Here is a 15,680-nt window from a genome sequence, read left to right as displayed (position 1 = left end):
CTCCGCGCCGCTACCCTCCGGCCCCGGCGCTACGGCGTGTACGGCAGTTGCGGCACGTCGAAGCAGGTGGTCGTCATCGACGCCACCTGGGTGACCCAGCCGCCCCTGCCCGACTCGGCGGCGTCCTGCCAGCGGGCGGCGTTCAGACAGGCCCGGGCGAGCCCGGTCGGCGGGGGCTGCGGGACGAAGGAGGCCGGCAGGATCAGTCCGTGCGCGTCGTACGGCTCGGTCCGGTTCATGAAGCGCTCCACGCAGACCCGGGTGAGCTCGGCGCCGCACGGGTCCATCGCGTCGGCGAGCCACTGGGCGCCCGCCCAGCCCTCCAGCTCCCAGGCCGACAGCAGCGGCTCCCGGTCCGGGAGGTACCGCGCCATCGCGGCCCGGAAGTCCCGCACCGCCGGGTACCCCACGTCCTCGTAGTTCAGGCTCGACGCGGTCGCCCAGAGCGCGTTGCGGCAGGCGGGTGAGGCCTGGTAGTCGGTCCCGACGCTCTGGGACCAGTTCTGGACGTTGGTCACCTTCGCCGCCACCTGCGCCCCGGCCTCGTCCAGCGCCCGGCACAGGGCCGCGTTGCCCCGGGTGTCCATGGCGTCGAACAGCAGCTGCGAACCGTCGGCGCGCACGGCCGCCGCCACCGCCTGGAAGTTCGGCAGCGCGAAGTCCACCGTCTGCACCAGCACCCGGTAGCCCTCCGCCTCCAGTCCGGTCTTCAGCCGGGCGGCGTAGCGGGCGGAGTCGGCCTGGTTGTAGGCAACCACGGCGGCACTGCCCGCGCCAAGCCGCTCCTTGAAGAAACGGAACACCTCGGTGGTCTGGTAGAGCGTGCCGTTCCAGCCGACCGCGCGGCCGTCGCGCGGCGCGCTGCTGCCGTAGATGCCGTAGAGGTGCGGCCAGCGGTCGTACGCCGTGCCGATCGGCTGGCCCCCGACGTCCGGCACGCCCTTGCCGCTCACGTAGGACGCGCCCGCGTAGTCCAGGACGCTGCCGGAGACGAAGGCGAAGACGTGCTCCTGGTCGATCAGCCGGTGCACGCAGTCCTGGTTGCCGATGCCGCTGCCGCCGTCGTCGCAGGTGACCAGGCGGACGGTGCGTCCGTGCAGGCCGCCCCGGTCGTTGAGGGCCTGGAAGAAGGCCTGCGCACCGTAGCGCGGCCCGCTGAACACCTCGCTGCCGACGGGGCTGGTCAGCGAGGTGACGATGCCGATCCGGATCTCGGTCGCGGTGACCCCGGTGTCGGAGGCCGGGTTGCCGCCGGAGCCGGACCCCGGGCCCGAGCCTGAGCCCGAACCGGAGCCGGAGCCGGAGCCGGGCGGCTGGCCGGTCCCGCCGCCCTGGGTCGGGCGCCCGCTGAACGCGGACCCGGGCAAGCGGGTACCGCAGCCCGCCACGAGCAGCAGGACGAGCGCGACCACCGGCGCGAGGGCTGCGGCGGGCAGCCGACCGCTCGGCTGCCCGGGCCGCCGGCGCGCTCCGGCGGCCCGGTCGGACGGCGAGGCCGTCAGCTGCATCCGGGGATCGGCGTCCCGCCGGCACCGCCGGCCTGGGTGAGCAGGCCGCAGAGCGTGGAGCGGGCCACCTTCCACGTCCCGTTCTCCAGCACGGCCTGGCCGCTGGCACTGGGCTCGACCACGGTGCCCTGGAGGGAGAGCGAGTAGGTGACGGTGGCCTCGGTCGCCGAGGTGAACGCCACGTCCGTCACCTTGGCCTGCACCTGGCCGATCCTCGGGTCCTGCGAGAAGCCCTGGAGCACCGGGAGCAGCACGTCCCCGTTCTGGAGCAGCTTGGCCTTGTCGGCGATCGGGGTGGCCGGGTCGAAGAACTTCTCCCAGTTGGTGGTGACCTCCGTCCTGGCGGCCGCCGGATCGGCGGGCGCGGTACCGGTGGCACCGGCCGACGCCGAGCCGGAGGCCGAAGCGGACGCCAGCCCGGAGGCCAGGCTGGAGATCGCCGCGGAGACCGACGCCGCCGCGGACCCCAGGGCCGAGGACGGGGTCGTGGAGCCGGAGCCACTGCTGCTGCATCCGGCCGTCGAGCCCGCCAGCAGCACCACGAGCAGTACGCTCGCGGACCGCAGGACCAGGCCGCCGCCCCGACGGGTGCCGCGCCGACCGGTGCCGCCCCGACGGGTGCCCCGCTGCGTCACATGCATGGTGTTCCTCTCGCCGGGCGCCGTCACGAGCACTGCCCCGGATGCCTTCCCGGGTGCTTTCCCGGCGCTTTCCCGGGTGCCTCCCAGGGGCCTTCCCGGGCGCTTTCCCGGATCCGTCCCGGATGCTGTTCCAGGCCGTTCCTGGAAACGTCGCAGGTGACACCATGAAGGCGGATCCATGGACGAATCGCAATCCGAGGACGCGAGACCTCGTCACGCGAGGGAGCGGACGCCCGGGCGGGAGGTCCGACCGGCCCGGGGGGCACCCGAGTGGCTCGGCTGGGCCCTCGCGGCGACCGGGGCGGTCCTGTGCGTGCTGGGCTGGTACGGGGTCTCCGGCGAGGCCTTCGTCGAGCAGCAGATCCCCTACCTCGCCTCCTCCACCATCCCCGGCGCCGCGCTGGTCGTGGCGGGGACGGTCATGGTCGCCGTGCGCACGTCCGGCCGCTCCAAGTCCTCGCCGCCGCAGGGGGATCCGACGGACCTCCGGATCGAGCGGCTGTACGCCCTGCTGGTCGAACCGGCCGACCCGGCCGAAGCGGGCGCGGCCGACGAGGCGGCCGGCCGGACCGCGCCGAACGCGGGCGCCGCCGCCGGGCCGGGCCACCCGGACCGCCCCGACCCGCCGCCGCGCGCCGCCGCTCGGCTGGCCCTGCCCGAGGGCACGCTCTACCACCGCCCGGACTGTCCGCTGATCGCCGGCAAGCCCCGCGCCGAGCCGGTCGGCGCCGCCGCCGTCCGGTCCAGGGGGCTGACCGCCTGCGGGGTCTGCGAGCCACCGCGCCCCGGCGACCCCACTCCTGCGGGCGAATCCGCCCCGCCGAACGGCTGAGGCGGCCGATCGGATGACCGGCACGGCCGCGAACGACACACCCCTGAGCGACACGGCCCCGTCCGGGCCGGAGGCAGCCACGGCAGCGGGGGCGACGAACGGCGCACGCCCATGACCGACATGTCGTCCCTCGACCTCACCGTGGACCTCGCCCTCGCCGGACTCACTGTCGGCAGCGCGGCCGCGCTCAGCGGTATCGGCCTGGTGGTCTGCCACCGCGCCACCGGCGTGCTCAACATCGCCCAGGGCGCCCAGGCCATGGCCGTCGCCTACCTGCTGCGCGACCTGGTCGTGGTGCGCCACTGGCCGGTCTGGCCCGCCGTGGCGTTCTGCCTGCTGCTGGTCGCGCCCGCGCTCGGCGTCCTGCTGGACGTCCTGGTGTACCGCCCGCTGCAGCGGCGCGGCGCCGGTCCGGCCGAGACGATGGTGGCCGGACTCGGGGTGTTCGTGCTGCTCATCGGCGTGGTGGTGCTGCTCTGGGGCACGGCGCCGGTCGCCGGCGCCCCCTCGCCGTTCGGCGGCGCGCCGATCGCGCTGCCCGGCGGCCACACCCTGCGGCCCGACACCGTGGCGCAGCTCGGCGCCATCCTCGTGCTCTCCCTCGCGGTGGCCGCGACCGGCCGCTTCACCCGCTTCGGCCTGCAACTGCGCGCGGTGGTGGACGACCGCAGGCTCGCCGAGCTCGCCGGGGTGGACGCCGACCGGGTGTCGGCGGCCGGCTGGGCGTTCGGCTCGTTCACCGCCGGACTGGTCGGCGTCGCGCTGGCGCCGTACCTGCTGCTCGACCCGTACGGGCTGCCGCTGCTGGTGATGGAGACCATGGCGGTCGCGGTGGCGGCCCGGCTGCGGAGCATCCCGGTGGCGGTGGCGACGGGCCTCGGCCTCGGCGTCGTGCAGGCCGAACTGACCCGGCTGCGCCCCGCGGGCCAGCTGCTGCCGCTGGTCCAGGCGGTGCAGGCCAACCTGTTCGTGATCGCGCTGCTCGTCGCCGCCCTGCTGGCGGGGCCCCGGATCCCGGGCGGCGAGCGGAACCGGGGCGGTGGGCGGATCCCGGGCGGCGGTCGGATCCCGGCTGGCGGGCGGACCCCGGCCGGCGGGCGCGCGGCCCTGGCGGTCTGCCTGGTCCTGGCGGTCTGCCTGGTCCTGCTCCTGCTGCCGCTCGGCTTCCGCGCCGACGACCTGCGCGGCGCGCTGGCCGTCCCGGCCCTCGCCCTGGTGCTGCTCTCGATCGTGGTGGTGACCGGCTACGGCGGCCAGATCTCGCTCGGCCAGGCCGGGTACGCGGGGATGGGCGCGCTCGGCACGGGGCTGCTGATGTCGGGGCGGATCCCGGGCCTCGCGGCGCTGCCCGCCGTGCCCGCCCTGCTGCTCGCGGTCCTGGCCACCGCCCCGCTGGGGCTGCTGACCGGCTGGCCGGCGATCCGCCGCCGGGGGCCGGCGCTGGCGCTGGTGACCTTCGCGGTCGGCACGGCGATGAGCCGGTTCGTCTTCCAGCAGCCGTACGCGACCTCCGGGCTCAGCCTCGACCGGCCGGACTTCCTGGCGGGCGACCGCGCCTTCTACCTCGCCGAGCTGGTGCTGCTGGGGGCGGGCCTGGTGGCGGTGCGCGGACTGCACCGGGGGCGGCTCGGGCGGGCGCTGACGGCGATGCGCGACCACGAGCCGGGCGCGGTCGCGGCCGGTGTGGACGTACCGGGGCTGAAGCTGTTCGCCTTCGTGGTGGGCGCCGCGCTGGCCGCGCTCGGGGGCGGGCTGATGGGGCTGGCCGGGCGGGCGTTCGACCCGGCCGCCTTCGATCCGGTGCGCGGGCTGCTCTGGTTCGCGGCGGTGGTCGTGGCCGGCGCGGACAGCGCGCTCGGCGCGGTCCTGGCCGCCGCCCTGCTGATCGGCCTGGACGCGGGCACCGTCGCGGGGGTCTCGGCGGTCGCGGTCGGTGTCCTCGCGGCGGCGATCGGCCGGCTCCCGGGCGGGCTCGCGGGCCTGGCCGTCCGCCTCCCCCGCCGCTCGCCTCCGCCGCCGCGACCGCTCCCGCCGGTCCGCCTCAGCCCCGCCGGCCGCCGCGCCCGGGCCCTGATCGGCGCCCGCCGACCGGGCCCCTCCGGCGAGGCGGGACCGTGAACCACGCCGACCCCCGTTCCGGTCCCCGCGCCCGTCCCCGCAGCGACCCGAGCGCCGACCCCCGAGCCGCCCGGCTGACCGCCCGGGGCGTCGTCCGGCGCTACGGCGGGATCGCCGCGGTGGCCGGGGTGGACCTGAGCGCGCCGCCGGGGCGGATCACCGCCCTGATCGGGCCGAACGGGGCGGGCAAGAGCACCCTGTTCGACTGCCTGGCCGGGACCGCCCGCCCGGACGCCGGCCGGGTGCTGCTCGGCGGTCGGGACGTCACCCGGCTGGCCGCGCACGCCCGGGTGCGGCTGGGCCTGGCCCGGACGTTCCAGCAGATCGCCGTCTTCCCGACCCTCTCGGTGGCGGACAACGTCCGGATCGGCGCCGAGCAGCAGCGCGGCCGCAGCCGGGGCCGCGACGTCCGGGCGGTGGAGGCGGACACCGCGCGCGCCCTCGCGCTCCTGGACCTGCGGGGCCTCGCGGCGCAGCCCGCGGGCGACCAGCCGACCGGGGTGCTGCGCCTGGTGGAGCTGGCCCGGGCGCTCGCGGGCGGCCCGCGCGTCCTGCTGCTGGACGAGCCGGCGGCCGGTCTGGACACCGTGCAGACCAGCCGTCTGGCCGCCGTCCTGCGCGGCCTCGCCGACCGGGGCATGGCGCTGCTGCTGGTGGAACACGACGTCGACCTGGTCGCCGAGCTGGCCGACACGGTCTACGCGATGGCCGACGGGCACGTGGTGGCGAGCGGCCCGACGGCCTCGGTGCTGGCCGACCCGCGGGTCGCCCGGGCCTGGGGCGGGGCGGCTCCGGAGGCGGGTGACAACTGACAGCTCCCAGCTTCCCGACTTCAGGTGTCCCACTTCAGGTGTCCGACTTCAGGCTGTCAGACCGCAGCCGGTACTCCCGAGCCCACCCCCGCCCCCGACCCGACCGGAACGCCCATGCCCATCGAAGCCGCCCTCCACGACGCCCGCGTCCGCTACGGCCCCCTGGAGGCGCTGCACGGCGTGGACCTGGCCTTCCCGGCCGGCCGCGTCACCCTGCTCCTCGGCCGCAACGGCGCCGGCCGGACCAGCGTGCTGCACGCCCTGGCCGGCGTCGTACGGCTGTCGGCCGGGCGGGTGACGTGGCAGGGGCGGGACGTCACGGCGCTCGGAGCGCGTCAGCGGGTGCGGCTCGGAGTGGCCCTCGTACCGGCCGAACGCGCGGTCTTCGCCTCCCTGACCGTGGCCGAGCACCTCGACCTGGCCGCCGGGGCAGCCGAGGCGTCCGGGACCGTCAGGCGCCGGGGCGACCCCTCCGAGGTCATCGACCGCTTTCCGGAGCTGGCTCCCCTGCTCACCCGCCCGGCCGGCACGCTCTCCGGAGGTCAACAGCAACTCGTCGCGGTGTCACGGGCGTTGATCACCCGACCGCGCCTCCTCCTGCTCGACGAACCGGACCGCGGCCTGGCTCCCGCCGTCGCCGCCCGGCTGCACGCCCACCTGCTGGCGGACGCGGACACCGAGGGCCGGACGGTCGTGGTGACCGCGCAGTCGCTCCCCCGCAGCCTGGCCGGCGCGGCCGTGGTCCACGTGCTGCACCGGGGCGAGGTCGGCTTCTCCGGCGAGCCCGCGGAGCTGGCCGCCGGCCGCCCTGCCTCGGCGCCGTGACCGGGACCCGCCCGCGTCCAAAGCTGGTACTAGGTTCACCATGAGATCGGGTACAGGTTTCATGGCACCGTCCTCCTGTCGTGCCCTAGCGTCATGCCATGACGATTCCAGCTGGACTGAGACGCACGGTCCTCCGGGCGCAGCGGGACACCGGCTTTCTCGCCGCCGGTGTGCTGCCGCACCTGGCGCTGGTGCCCGTGTGGGCCTGGGCGGCGACGACTACCGCCAGGACGGGGAACTGGCTGCTCACGGTTCCCGTGTCGGCCGTCCTGGTCCTGCTCGGGACGCCGGTGCTGACGGCGGTTCAGCGGGTTCGCTACCGGGTGCTCATCGGTGTGGACGTCCCCCGGCTCACCCCCACCGCGCCGGAACAACGGACGTGGGCCTCGACCGCCCGGTGGCTCGCTGCGACGCGGCCCTGGCGCAAGGTCGGCTACCACCTCCTGCTGGGTCCGCTGCTCGCGCTGCTGGAGCTGCTGGTGCTCGCGGTGGCGGCGGCGGGCCTGGCGGGCGCCATCGCCTACGCCTGGGCATGGGCGCTGCCGACCGGAATCCACCAGGGCTGGCTCGGCTACCTGGCCCAGCTGCCGGCCTACACAGCGGCTGGACTCCTCCTCCTGTGCGCCCTGCCCTGGACCGCGCGGGCAGTGGCCCGGGCCGAGGCGCGACTGGCGTCGGGCCTGCTCGGGCCCAGCCGGGCGCAGCGGCTCCAGGAGCGGGTCGATCAGCTGGCCGGGAGCCGGACCGACTTGATCGAGGCCGTCGACGCGGAGCGCCGCCGGATCGAGCGCGACCTGCACGACGGCACCCAGCAGCGGCTGGTGTCTCTCGCGGTCAACCTGGGTCTGGCCATTGCCACCCGCCCGGACCTGCAGAGTGATGCCCGCGAGGTGATCGCGAGGGCGCACCTGGAGGCGAAGGAGGCGATCGACGAACTCAACGACCTGGTGCGGGGGCTGCACCCGGCCGTGCTCGAAGACCGGGGTCTGGACGCGGCGTTGTCCGGGCTGGCTGCCCGCACGCCCCTGCCGGTGCGGCTGCGGGTCGATCTGGAGGAGCGGGTGACGCCCGACGTGGAGTCGGTCGCGTACTTCGTGATCTCCGAGGCGCTGACCAATGCGACGAAGCACGCCGGCGCGATGCGTGCAGAGGTGACAGTCCGCCAGGTCGGCGAGGTGCTGCGAGTACGCGTGACCGACGACGGGCTGGGCGGTGCCGACGCCGCCGCCGGCACGGGGCTGACCGGGCTGGCCAAGCGGGTCGGCTCGCTCGACGGGGCCTTCCACGTCAGCAGCCCGGTCGGCGGGCCCACCACCATCACCGCGGAGCTGCCGTGCGCGCGGTGATCGCCGAGGATTCGGTGCTGTTGCGGGTCGGCCTGATCAAGGTGCTGGAGATGGGCGGGTTCCAGGTCGCCGCGGAGGCCGACGACGCGGAGGGGCTGTTGGCGGCGGTGGCGGAGCACCGGCCCGACCTGGCCCTGATCGACGTCCGGATGCCGCCCGACTTCACCGACGAGGGGGTGCGGGCGGCGATGGAGATCCGTCGGCGCTGGCCGGGGACGCCGGTGGTGCTGCTTTCGCAGTACGTGGAGGAGCGGTACGCGGCCGACCTGCTGTCGGCGAACACCAGCGGTGTGGGCTATCTGCTCAAGCAGCGGGTCGCCGATGTCGCCGACTTCGTGGCGGCGCTCCGGCGGGTGGCGGACGGGGGCACGGCCCTGGACCCGCAGGTCGTCGCCCAGTTGCTGCTGCGGCGCGACAGCGACCCGCTCGCGCGGCTGACCCCCCGCGAACGGGAGGTGCTCGGCCTGATGGCCGAGGGGCGCTCCAACGCCGGCATCGCGCAGGCGCTGGTGGTCAGCGAGAGCGCCGTGGCGAAGCACATCAACAACATCTTCGCCAAGCTCGACCTGCCCGTGGTCGACGCGGACCACCGCCGCGTCCTGGCCGTGCTGCGGTTCCTCGGAGCGTCCCGGGCCTGAAGCAACCAACGACCACCGCGCCGAGGGCCTACTGCGCCAGGTACCCGCCGTCCACCGGCAGCACCACCCCGGTGATGAACGAGGCCTCGTCCGACGCCAGGAACAGCACGGCGGCCGCCACCTCGGCGGGCGTGCCCAGCCGCCCCATCGGGTGCAGCTTCTCGATCGCCTCCAGGTACGCGGGCCCGCCCGGCTCGTCCCGCAGGCGGCTCACCCGCTCGGTGGTGATCGTCCCGGGGGCGACGGCGTTGACCCGGATCCCCCGGTCCGCCCACTCCACCGCCAGGTGCTTGGTCAGCCCGGAGGCGACGAACTTCGCGGGCCCGTACACCGACTGGCCCCGCTGCCCGGCCTCGCCGGAGATGGAGGAGAGGCAGACGATCGCGCCGCCGGAGCCACCGGAACCACCGCCGGTCATCGCCTCCACCGCGTACTTGCAGGTGAGGAACATCCCGCGGCCGTCGACTGCCATCACCCGGTCCCAGTCCTCGGCCTCCGCCTCGGTGATCTCCATCAGCGGGATCACGCCCGCGTTGGCCACCAGCACGTCGAGGCGGCCGTGGCGTTCGACGGCGGCGCGGATCATCCGGCGGGCGTCGTCCGGTTGCGCGACGTCGCCGACCACCGTGCTGACGGCCTGCGGCAGTTGCTCCGCCAGCCGCCGCAGGCCCTCGGCGTCGATGTCCGTCGCGACGACCAGCGCGCCCTCCCGGGCGAAGCGTTCGGCCACCGCCCGGCCGATGCCGCTCGCCGCACCCGTGACCACACACGACTTGCCGGCCAGTCGCCCGGCCCCTGCTTCAGCGTTCACGGCCCCGACGATACCGAGTACCCGTCAGAAAGCCCGGCAGGTCGCCCAATCCCCCTGCCCGCCACCCCTGCCCGCCCCCGCCGCCCGCTCAGCCGGCGACCAGCACGATCTTCCCGCGCAGGTGCCCGTGCTCGCTCACCCGGTGCGCCTGTGCCGCCTCCGCCAGCGGGAACACCCGGTGCAGCGGCAGCCGCAGTGTGCCCGCCTCGTGCAGCTCAAGCGCGGCGGCGAGCGCCGGGCCGGTGTAGTGGGTGGTCTCCTGGCCCTCGGTGAAGCGCACCCCGTACTCGGCGGAGCCCGCCCAGTCGGCGATGGTGAGCACGTTCTCCGCACCCCCGGCCAGCTCGACGGACAGCGGGAGGACCCCGCCCTGGCCCGCCGCGTCCAGCACCCGGTCGATCCCCTCGGGCGCGGCGGCCCGCACCCGCTCGGCGAGCCCGTCACCGTACGCCACCGGAGTCGCGCCCAGCTCGCGCAGGTGGCCGTGGTTGGGCTCGCTCGCCGTGCCGATCACCCGGATCCCCCGCGCACGGGCGAACTGCAGCAGCACCGTGCCGACCCCGCCCGCCGCGCCGTGCACCAGCAGCGTCTGCCCGCTCCGCACACCCAGCAGGTCCAGCGCCCGCCAGGCCGTCTCGGCGGCCACCGGGATCGCGGCGGCCTCCTCCCAGCTCAGCGAGGCCGGCCTGCGGACCAGCTCGGTGGTGTCCAGCAGCGCGTGCTCGGCGTACGCGCCGGCGACGGTCCGGCCGAACACCTCGTCTCCCGGCCGCACGTCCGTGACGCCCTCGCCGACCGCCTCGACCACGCCCGCCGCCTCGTACCCCGGCACATGGGGGAACTGCACCGGGAACAGCGCGGTCATCGCACCGCTGCGCACCTTGTGGTCCACCGGGTTGACGCCCACCGTGCGGACGGCGATCCGCACCTGGCCGGGGCCCGGGGCGGGCAGGTCGATCGCGAGCGGGCGCAGCACGTCCGCGTCGCCGTACCCGGTGAAGCCGATGGCCTTCGTCATGAGTCCCACAGTCCTTCGCTGGTCGGGGAGTTCGTTCCTTGACGCCTCCAGCCTGGCCTCCGCACGGCCGCCCACCGGCCCGCCGTTCGGACGGTTCCACCCGGCCGAACGGCCAGGCCCGTGCGCGGGCCGCCCGGTTAGGGTGAAAGGCATGGCGGATGACCGGGGGGATCGCATGGCGGACGGTACGACGACGGGCGCGGTACCCGGCACCGCGCCCACCCGGACCGGCTGGGCCGGCCCCGAGGACGCGCTGGCCCGCGCGGTGGAGGTGCTGCGGGCGCCGCGGCCCGCCATCCTGCGGCGGCTCTCCGAGGTGCTCGCCGACCTCGCCCCGCACACCGCGATCGCCCAGCTCAGCGGCGTCTGCACGCACTCCCCCACGAACTCCTACGGCCGCCCCGGGCTGGCCGGGCGGATCACCAGCCTGGAGCTGGGCCGGCTGGCGGGGTCGGTCCGGCCGGGGCGGCCCTGGCAGGGCGAGGCGGTGCTGGCCGGTTCAGCCCGCCCGGCGGTCGCCGTGTCGGCGGCGCCCGCGGGCACCAACGGCGCACTGCTCGTCCTGGTCAGGGAGGCCGGTGGGCCGCCGCTGCCCGAGTCGGCGCTCACCGTCCTCCAGCAGCTGTGGGAGCTGGTCACCACCCACTCCCACCACCGCGCCAGCGACGCCGCGCCGCTGCACGCGGCCGCCTCCCGCGCCTCGGCGGGCGCCCGGGCCCGGGCGATCGCCGAGCTGACCGGCACGCACGCCTCGGCGCTGTCCGCGATCCTCGCCACCCTGCGCTCCGCCGCGCTGGACGACGCCACCGCCCGCCGCAGCGCCACCGAGCTCGCCGTCTCCTCGCTGCTGGAGCTGCGCGCCGGTGCCGACCTCGACCGGGAGTTGAGCGAGGAGCCCGTCGACACCGCCTTCGCCCGCCTCGCCGACGAGCTGCGCCCGCTGCTGCGGCACGGGCCCGTCCGGCTCGACCTGCTGCCGCCCGCGGTCGCCGCGGCCACCACGGCCGCTTCCGCCGCCCCGCGGATCCCGGCCGACACCGCGCACACCGCCCGGGCGGCCGTCCGCTCCGCCGTCCTGGCCATGCTGGAGCAGGACGACCTGACCCGGCTGCACGTGAGTTGGCAGCTGGTGGAGGACACCCTGCGCGCGGTGGTGCGCGACGACGGACCGGGGCTGCTCGCCGCCGAGGCGCTCGCCGTGCACCGGACGGCGGACCGGGTCGCCGCGCTCGCGGGCCGGCTGACCGTGGACGCCGTGCCGGGTTGGGGCACCACCGTCACCGTGGACCTGCCGCTCAACACCCCGGCGCCGGTCGCCGCCGACCCCCTGGACGGGCTCCAGCCCCGGGAGTCGGAGGTCCTCGACCAGCTCGCCCAGGGCCGCCGCAACCGGGAGATCGCCCTCGCCCTGCACATCAGCGAGTCCACGGTGAAGTTCCATGTCGCCAACATCCTGGCCAAGTTGGGCGTCGCCTCACGCGGCGAGGCGGCCGCGCTCGCCCACCGCGCCGGGCTGCCGACCCCCAGCACGCTCCACGCGGCGTCCTGACGCCCGGAGCCGGGCACGCACACCCCCGCCCGACGCCGCCCGGGCTGGACGTGAGCGACGTCGACCGTTGGCCCGGAGCGTCCGTGACGGCCCCCCCTGCCGGACGTTCCGCCAGGAGGTGTGCCAGGCAGCCGATCAGGCCAGGTGAGTGAACCTCGCCGAGCAGGCGGGTGACGGCCGTGACCTCGCGGACGGGCCGGCTCCCGGCCCCGGCGAACGGCCGAATCGCTTGCGCCCCAAGGCCGGTGCCGGCCCGGCCGGTACCCGGAACGCGCCTGTGCGGCCGACTTCGCCGACTCCTCCGATGTGCTCGAATTCCGTCGAATTCGGGCACCGCGCCCGGAGCAGCACCCGAGGAGACCCATGAGCCGCACCGTTCCCTCCAAGCGCGCACTCGCCCTCGTCCTGGCCGGGACGGTGGTCGGCGCGGCCGCCGCGCTGAGCGTGCCCGCTCTGGCGGACACCCAGGCCCCCGGCGGCTCCCACCGTGCGACCCGGGCCGCCCAGGTGCCGGACCTCACCATCGACCCCACGGGCACCTCCGACCTCGGCGGCGTCCCGCAGGGGATCGGCAACGCCTTCGGCAGCCGGGCCGTCATCAAGGCGAGTGCCGACGGCAACGCCATCGGCACCGCGTACGGCGTCTGCGCCAAGGACGCGCTCGGCGACGAGCAGGACCAGGTGATCTGCACCAGCATTCTCAAGTTCGACGACAAGAACCAGATCTCACTGTCCGCCGTCATGCCCGTCCCCCACGAGGGAGCCAAGGCGCAGCTGTTCGACGCCGTCGTCACCGGGGGCTCCCTCGCCTACGAGGGCCTCACCGGCGAGGCCCACTTCACGCCCCGCAGCGACGGCGCCTACGACGTGAGCTTCAGCTGAGCCCTCGCGCCACACCGCGCCCCGGCCCACCAGGGCCGGGGCACCGGTCGCCCGCCGGCCGGTCGGCACTGCCAGCCGCTACAGGGCCGCCTGCTTCAGGGTGCGCCCGAGGAGGGGGGGTAGATTGTCCCAATGGCGCTGCAGTGCGGCGGGGTTGAAGGCGTCGGTGTCAGACATGGTGAACCCGTGGACGGTGCCGGGGTAGATCTCGGAGGTGTAGCCGACACCCGCGGCATCCAGGGCCCGGTCGAGCTCGCCGAGCGCCGCGGGCGTCATGTCGGATTCGGCGTGGCCGAGGTAGGCCTCGGCGGTGAGGCGGTGCAGGCTGTCGGGCAGCAGCGCGTCCAGCAGCTCACCCGCGGGCACCGTACCTTCAGGAGAAACTCGAAGGCGCCCGATCCAGGCCTCGCTCCGCCGAGAAGCCCGTCGCCGACCTCGGAGTCCGGCCACAAGAGCTGAGCCGAGCCGCACCCGTGATCGAAGGTCAGCCCTGGCGGGCAGGCCTCGAAGAGGACCTTGCGGACTCTCCCGCCGGGCCGGTCGGTCGCGGCCGGCCGACCGTCCCCGGGCGCTCGGCCAGCCGGGCCATCTGGCGGCGGCTCAGCTCGACGGTGCGGCGCATGTGCCGCAGCAGGACGGCGAGGTCGGCCTCGTCGTCCTCCTGGAACATCTCCGCCCAGTCGGCGCCCAGATCCCGCCAGACGGCGTTGAACCGCTCCAGTGACTCGGGCACCACCTCGACCAGGACGCGCCTGCGGTCCCGGTCGTCCCGCCGCCGGGTGACCAGGCCGGCCTTCTCCAACCGGTCGACCAGCCTGGTCGCCGAGCCGCTGGTCAGGCCGGTCATGTCGGCGATCCGCCCGGTGGTGACCGGCCCGCCTTCGAGGGTGAGGAGGTTGAGGCACTGCAGGTCGGTGGGGTGCATACCGAGGTGGTCGGCGACGGCCTGGTTGAACAGGACGTACGAGGCGAGGTAGCGGCTGGACTCGGGCCACAGCTCCGCCAGCAGGTCGTCGCGCGCCATGGGCCGGGCCTCGCTCTCTCGTGTCTCCGGTGTACCCACATTCTATACGGTCTCGAAGTAAACAGTTGCGCCGCGCAGGCAATCCGCCCTACATTTATCTGCATGACGCAGATATCAACGACTTCCCCCGACCCGATCGCCCCGGCCCCGACCGCCCCGGTCGCCGTGACCGGCGCCACCGGCGCCCAGGGCGGCGCCACCGCCCGCGCACTGCTGCGCCTCGGCCTCCCGGTCCGTGCCCTCACCCGCGACCCCGCCGGACCGGCCGCCGCCGCCCTGCGCACGCTCGGCGCCGAGGTGGTCCGGGCCGACTTCGACGACCCCGCCTCACTGGCCGCCGCCCTCGACGGCGCCGGAGCCCTGTTCGCGATGTCCACGCCGTTCGGCAGCGACCTCGACACCGAGGTCCGCCAGGGCGAGGCCCTGCTCGACGCGGCCGCCGCGGCCGGCGGGGTGCGGCACATCGTCCTCACCTCGGCCACCAACGCCGACCGGTCGACCGGCATCCCGCACTTCGACACCAAGTGGCGCCTGGAGCGCCACCTGGCCGCCCTCGACGTGCCGTGGACGGTGATCGGCCCCGGCGTCTTCATGGACAACTACACCAACGACTGGACGCTGCAGTCGCTGCGCGAGGGCGTCCTCCACCTGCCGATGCCCGCCGACCGGCCGCTGCCGCTCATCGCCGCCGCCGACATCGGCGCCTTCGCGGCCCTCGTGCTGTCCCGCCCCGAGGAGTTCGCCGGGCAGCGGATCGACATCGCCTCCCAGTGGCGCACCCCCGAGCAGATCGCCGCCGCCATCGCCGCGGCGAGCGGCCGCGACATCCGCCTCGAGGAGGTGCCGCTGTCCGTCGTCGCCGGCTACTCGGAGGACCTGGCCGCGATGTTCCGCTACTTCCAGGAGACCGGCCTGGACGTGGACGTCGACGCCCTGCACGCGCGGTACCCGCAGACCGGCTGGCACACCGTCGAGGCCTGGGCCGCCGAGCAGTCCTGGGACCTCGGCCCCGCATAGCAGAGCGCGTAGCCGAGGCCCCCTCGCAGGCTCCCCTGCTACTCGGAGGCACCCCGCTCGTACGTGAGGAAGACCGCGCCGCCCGGGAGGACGGTGTGGCCGGCGAGCTCCCAGGCGCGGGGCTCGAAGGCCGCGGCCCGCCCGAAGAGGGGTATGCCGGAACCGACGGTCAGCGGGCTGAACTTGACGATCAGGCGGTCGATCTCGCCGTACAGCGCGCCGGCCAGCTCCCCGCCGCCGACCAGCCAGATGTCCTTGCCCTCCTCCGCCTTCAGCTCCCGCACCCGCGCCACCGGGTCGCCGGCGACGAGCTCGACGCCGGTGTCCGGGCTCTCGGCGAGCGTCCGGGAGAAGACCAGGTGCCTGAGGTGGGGGTAGGCGTCGGTCACGCCGGCCGCGAGGCCGACCTCGTAGCTCCTGCGGCCTTCGACCACCGTGTCGAACCGGGTGCCTTCGACCGTGACACCGAGCGCGGCCCGGGCCGGGCCGGGCAGGGTCTCGGGGTACTCCTCGATCAGGTGCTGGATGTAGTCCCCGGAGGGGGACCAGAAGCCACCGGGGCCGGTGGGGTCGGAGCCGTCCGGCCCGGCGATGAAGCCGTCGAGGGTGGCGGCGATGAAGTGGACGAGCTTGCGCAAGTAGGGTCCTTCTGAGGATCG

At 75.4% G+C, this 15,680-nt stretch carries 15 protein-coding genes and 1 pseudogene; 9 read left to right on the top strand and 7 right to left on the bottom strand.

Going from position 1 to position 15,680, the window contains the following annotated elements; genetic code table 11:
* Positions 1 to 29: 29 nt before the first annotated feature.
* Together ACFVVX_RS19280 and ACFVVX_RS19275 are read right to left on the bottom strand one after the other, a co-directional pair.
* The gene (locus tag ACFVVX_RS19280; RefSeq protein WP_387947019.1) at positions 30 to 1,508 is read right to left on the bottom strand and encodes an ABC transporter substrate-binding protein; all 1,479 of its coding nucleotides are present in this window, start codon (positions 1,506 to 1,508) and stop codon (positions 30 to 32) included.
* Positions 1,499 to 2,149 carry a hypothetical protein gene (locus ACFVVX_RS19275; RefSeq protein ID WP_387947017.1) on the bottom strand — a complete coding sequence of 217 codons (651 nt, stop codon included), beginning with the start codon at positions 2,147 to 2,149 and terminating at the stop codon, positions 1,499 to 1,501. The genes ACFVVX_RS19280 and ACFVVX_RS19275 overlap by 10 nt, the downstream gene beginning before the upstream one ends.
* A gap of 178 nt (positions 2,150 to 2,327) precedes the next feature.
* Between ACFVVX_RS19275 and ACFVVX_RS19270 the strand changes: the two genes are divergently transcribed.
* The 6 genes from ACFVVX_RS19270 to ACFVVX_RS19245 all read left to right on the top strand — a co-directional run bounded on the left by ACFVVX_RS19270 (position 2,328) and on the right by ACFVVX_RS19245 (position 8,720).
* Positions 2,328 to 2,981 (top strand): hypothetical protein, encoded by a 654-nt coding sequence (locus ACFVVX_RS19270; RefSeq protein WP_387947015.1) that lies wholly within the window; start codon positions 2,328 to 2,330, stop codon positions 2,979 to 2,981.
* 111 nt (positions 2,982 to 3,092) lie between these two features.
* Positions 3,093 to 5,099, top strand: a complete 2,007-nt coding sequence (locus ACFVVX_RS19265) for an ABC transporter permease (protein ID WP_387947013.1) — start codon at positions 3,093 to 3,095, stop codon at positions 5,097 to 5,099.
* Positions 5,096 to 5,911 (top strand): ABC transporter ATP-binding protein, encoded by an 816-nt coding sequence (locus ACFVVX_RS19260; protein WP_387947011.1) that lies wholly within the window; start codon positions 5,096 to 5,098, stop codon positions 5,909 to 5,911. Before ACFVVX_RS19265 ends, ACFVVX_RS19260 begins: the two co-directional genes overlap by 4 nt.
* A 114-nt stretch (positions 5,912 to 6,025) precedes the next feature.
* A complete protein-coding gene (locus ACFVVX_RS19255) occupies positions 6,026 to 6,736 on the top strand; it encodes an ABC transporter ATP-binding protein (RefSeq protein ID WP_387947009.1) in 711 nt (236 codons plus the stop codon).
* 98 nt (positions 6,737 to 6,834) lie between these two features.
* On the top strand, positions 6,835 to 8,082 hold the full coding sequence (locus ACFVVX_RS19250; RefSeq protein WP_387947007.1) for a sensor histidine kinase: 1,248 nt from the start codon (positions 6,835 to 6,837) through the stop codon (positions 8,080 to 8,082).
* Positions 8,070 to 8,720, top strand: coding sequence for a response regulator (locus ACFVVX_RS19245; protein ID WP_387947005.1), 651 nt, complete (start codon positions 8,070 to 8,072; stop codon positions 8,718 to 8,720). Before ACFVVX_RS19250 ends, ACFVVX_RS19245 begins: the two co-directional genes overlap by 13 nt.
* Before the next feature lie 28 nt (positions 8,721 to 8,748).
* On the opposite strand, the gene ACFVVX_RS19240 is transcribed toward ACFVVX_RS19245, so the two are convergent.
* Both ACFVVX_RS19240 and ACFVVX_RS19235 read right to left on the bottom strand, forming a co-directional pair.
* Entirely contained in the window at positions 8,749 to 9,531 is a 783-nt protein-coding gene (locus ACFVVX_RS19240; RefSeq protein WP_387947003.1) for an SDR family NAD(P)-dependent oxidoreductase, read from the bottom strand.
* 88 nt (positions 9,532 to 9,619) lie between these two features.
* Positions 9,620 to 10,549, bottom strand: a complete 930-nt coding sequence (locus ACFVVX_RS19235; RefSeq protein WP_387947001.1) for an NADP-dependent oxidoreductase — start codon at positions 10,547 to 10,549, stop codon at positions 9,620 to 9,622.
* A gap of 151 nt (positions 10,550 to 10,700) precedes the next feature.
* Here ACFVVX_RS19235 and ACFVVX_RS19230 point away from each other — a divergent pair, with 151 nt between their 5' ends.
* Together ACFVVX_RS19230 and ACFVVX_RS19225 are read left to right on the top strand one after the other, a co-directional pair.
* Positions 10,701 to 12,098: a LuxR C-terminal-related transcriptional regulator gene (locus ACFVVX_RS19230; RefSeq protein WP_387946999.1), complete on the top strand. Its 1,398-nt coding sequence runs from the start codon at positions 10,701 to 10,703 to the stop codon at positions 12,096 to 12,098.
* Between the two features lie 363 nt (positions 12,099 to 12,461).
* Positions 12,462 to 12,980 (top strand): hypothetical protein, encoded by a 519-nt coding sequence (locus ACFVVX_RS19225; RefSeq protein ID WP_387946997.1) that lies wholly within the window; start codon positions 12,462 to 12,464, stop codon positions 12,978 to 12,980.
* Positions 12,981 to 13,058: 78 nt separating this feature from the next.
* Here the strand turns inward: ACFVVX_RS19225 and ACFVVX_RS19220 are convergent.
* Positions 13,059 to 13,313, bottom strand: a pseudogene (locus ACFVVX_RS19220) (dienelactone hydrolase family protein); the annotation flags it as partial.
* 151 nt (positions 13,314 to 13,464) lie between these two features.
* Positions 13,465 to 14,004 carry a MarR family winged helix-turn-helix transcriptional regulator gene (locus ACFVVX_RS19215; RefSeq protein ID WP_387946995.1) on the bottom strand — a complete coding sequence of 180 codons (540 nt, stop codon included), beginning with the start codon at positions 14,002 to 14,004 and terminating at the stop codon, positions 13,465 to 13,467.
* 102 nt (positions 14,005 to 14,106) lie between these two features.
* Here ACFVVX_RS19215 and ACFVVX_RS19210 point away from each other — a divergent pair, with 102 nt between their 5' ends.
* Complete coding sequence (locus ACFVVX_RS19210; RefSeq protein WP_387946993.1) at positions 14,107 to 15,021, top strand: NmrA family NAD(P)-binding protein; 915 nt, start codon at positions 14,107 to 14,109, stop codon at positions 15,019 to 15,021.
* A 38-nt stretch (positions 15,022 to 15,059) separates the two neighbouring features.
* Here ACFVVX_RS19210 and ACFVVX_RS19205 read toward each other — a convergent pair whose 3' ends face one another.
* The gene (locus ACFVVX_RS19205) at positions 15,060 to 15,659 is read right to left on the bottom strand and encodes a dihydrofolate reductase family protein (RefSeq protein WP_387946991.1); all 600 of its coding nucleotides are present in this window, start codon (positions 15,657 to 15,659) and stop codon (positions 15,060 to 15,062) included.
* Positions 15,660 to 15,680 lie beyond the last annotated feature (21 nt).

The sequence above is a fragment of the Kitasatospora sp. NPDC058170 genome (genome assembly GCF_042883905.1).
Classification (GTDB): domain Bacteria; phylum Actinomycetota; class Actinomycetes; order Streptomycetales; family Streptomycetaceae; genus Kitasatospora.
The sequence above is the reverse complement of the archived record's forward strand: the minus strand, read 5'-3'. Positions and strand labels throughout refer to the sequence as shown.

Bases quoted from the DNA above. Each gene is read 5' to 3' on its own strand.
- ACFVVX_RS19280 (WP_387947019.1), bottom strand. From the start codon at position 1,508: ATGCAGCTGACGGCCTCGCCGTCCGACCGGGCCGCCGGAGCGCGCCGG.
- ACFVVX_RS19275 (WP_387947017.1), bottom strand. From the start codon at position 2,149: ATGCATGTGACGCAGCGGGGCACCCGTCGGGGCGGCACCGGTCGGCGC.
- ACFVVX_RS19270 (WP_387947015.1), top strand. From the start codon at position 2,328: ATGGACGAATCGCAATCCGAGGACGCGAGACCTCGTCACGCGAGGGAG.
- ACFVVX_RS19265 (WP_387947013.1), top strand. From the start codon at position 3,093: ATGACCGACATGTCGTCCCTCGACCTCACCGTGGACCTCGCCCTCGCC.
- ACFVVX_RS19255 (WP_387947009.1), top strand. From the start codon at position 6,026: ATGCCCATCGAAGCCGCCCTCCACGACGCCCGCGTCCGCTACGGCCCC.
- ACFVVX_RS19250 (WP_387947007.1), top strand. From the start codon at position 6,835: ATGACGATTCCAGCTGGACTGAGACGCACGGTCCTCCGGGCGCAGCGG.
- ACFVVX_RS19235 (WP_387947001.1), bottom strand. From the start codon at position 10,549: ATGACGAAGGCCATCGGCTTCACCGGGTACGGCGACGCGGACGTGCTG.
- ACFVVX_RS19230 (WP_387946999.1), top strand. From the start codon at position 10,701: ATGGCGGATGACCGGGGGGATCGCATGGCGGACGGTACGACGACGGGC.
- ACFVVX_RS19225 (WP_387946997.1), top strand. From the start codon at position 12,462: ATGAGCCGCACCGTTCCCTCCAAGCGCGCACTCGCCCTCGTCCTGGCC.
- ACFVVX_RS19215 (WP_387946995.1), bottom strand. From the start codon at position 14,004: ATGGCGCGCGACGACCTGCTGGCGGAGCTGTGGCCCGAGTCCAGCCGC.
- ACFVVX_RS19210 (WP_387946993.1), top strand. From the start codon at position 14,107: ATGACGCAGATATCAACGACTTCCCCCGACCCGATCGCCCCGGCCCCG.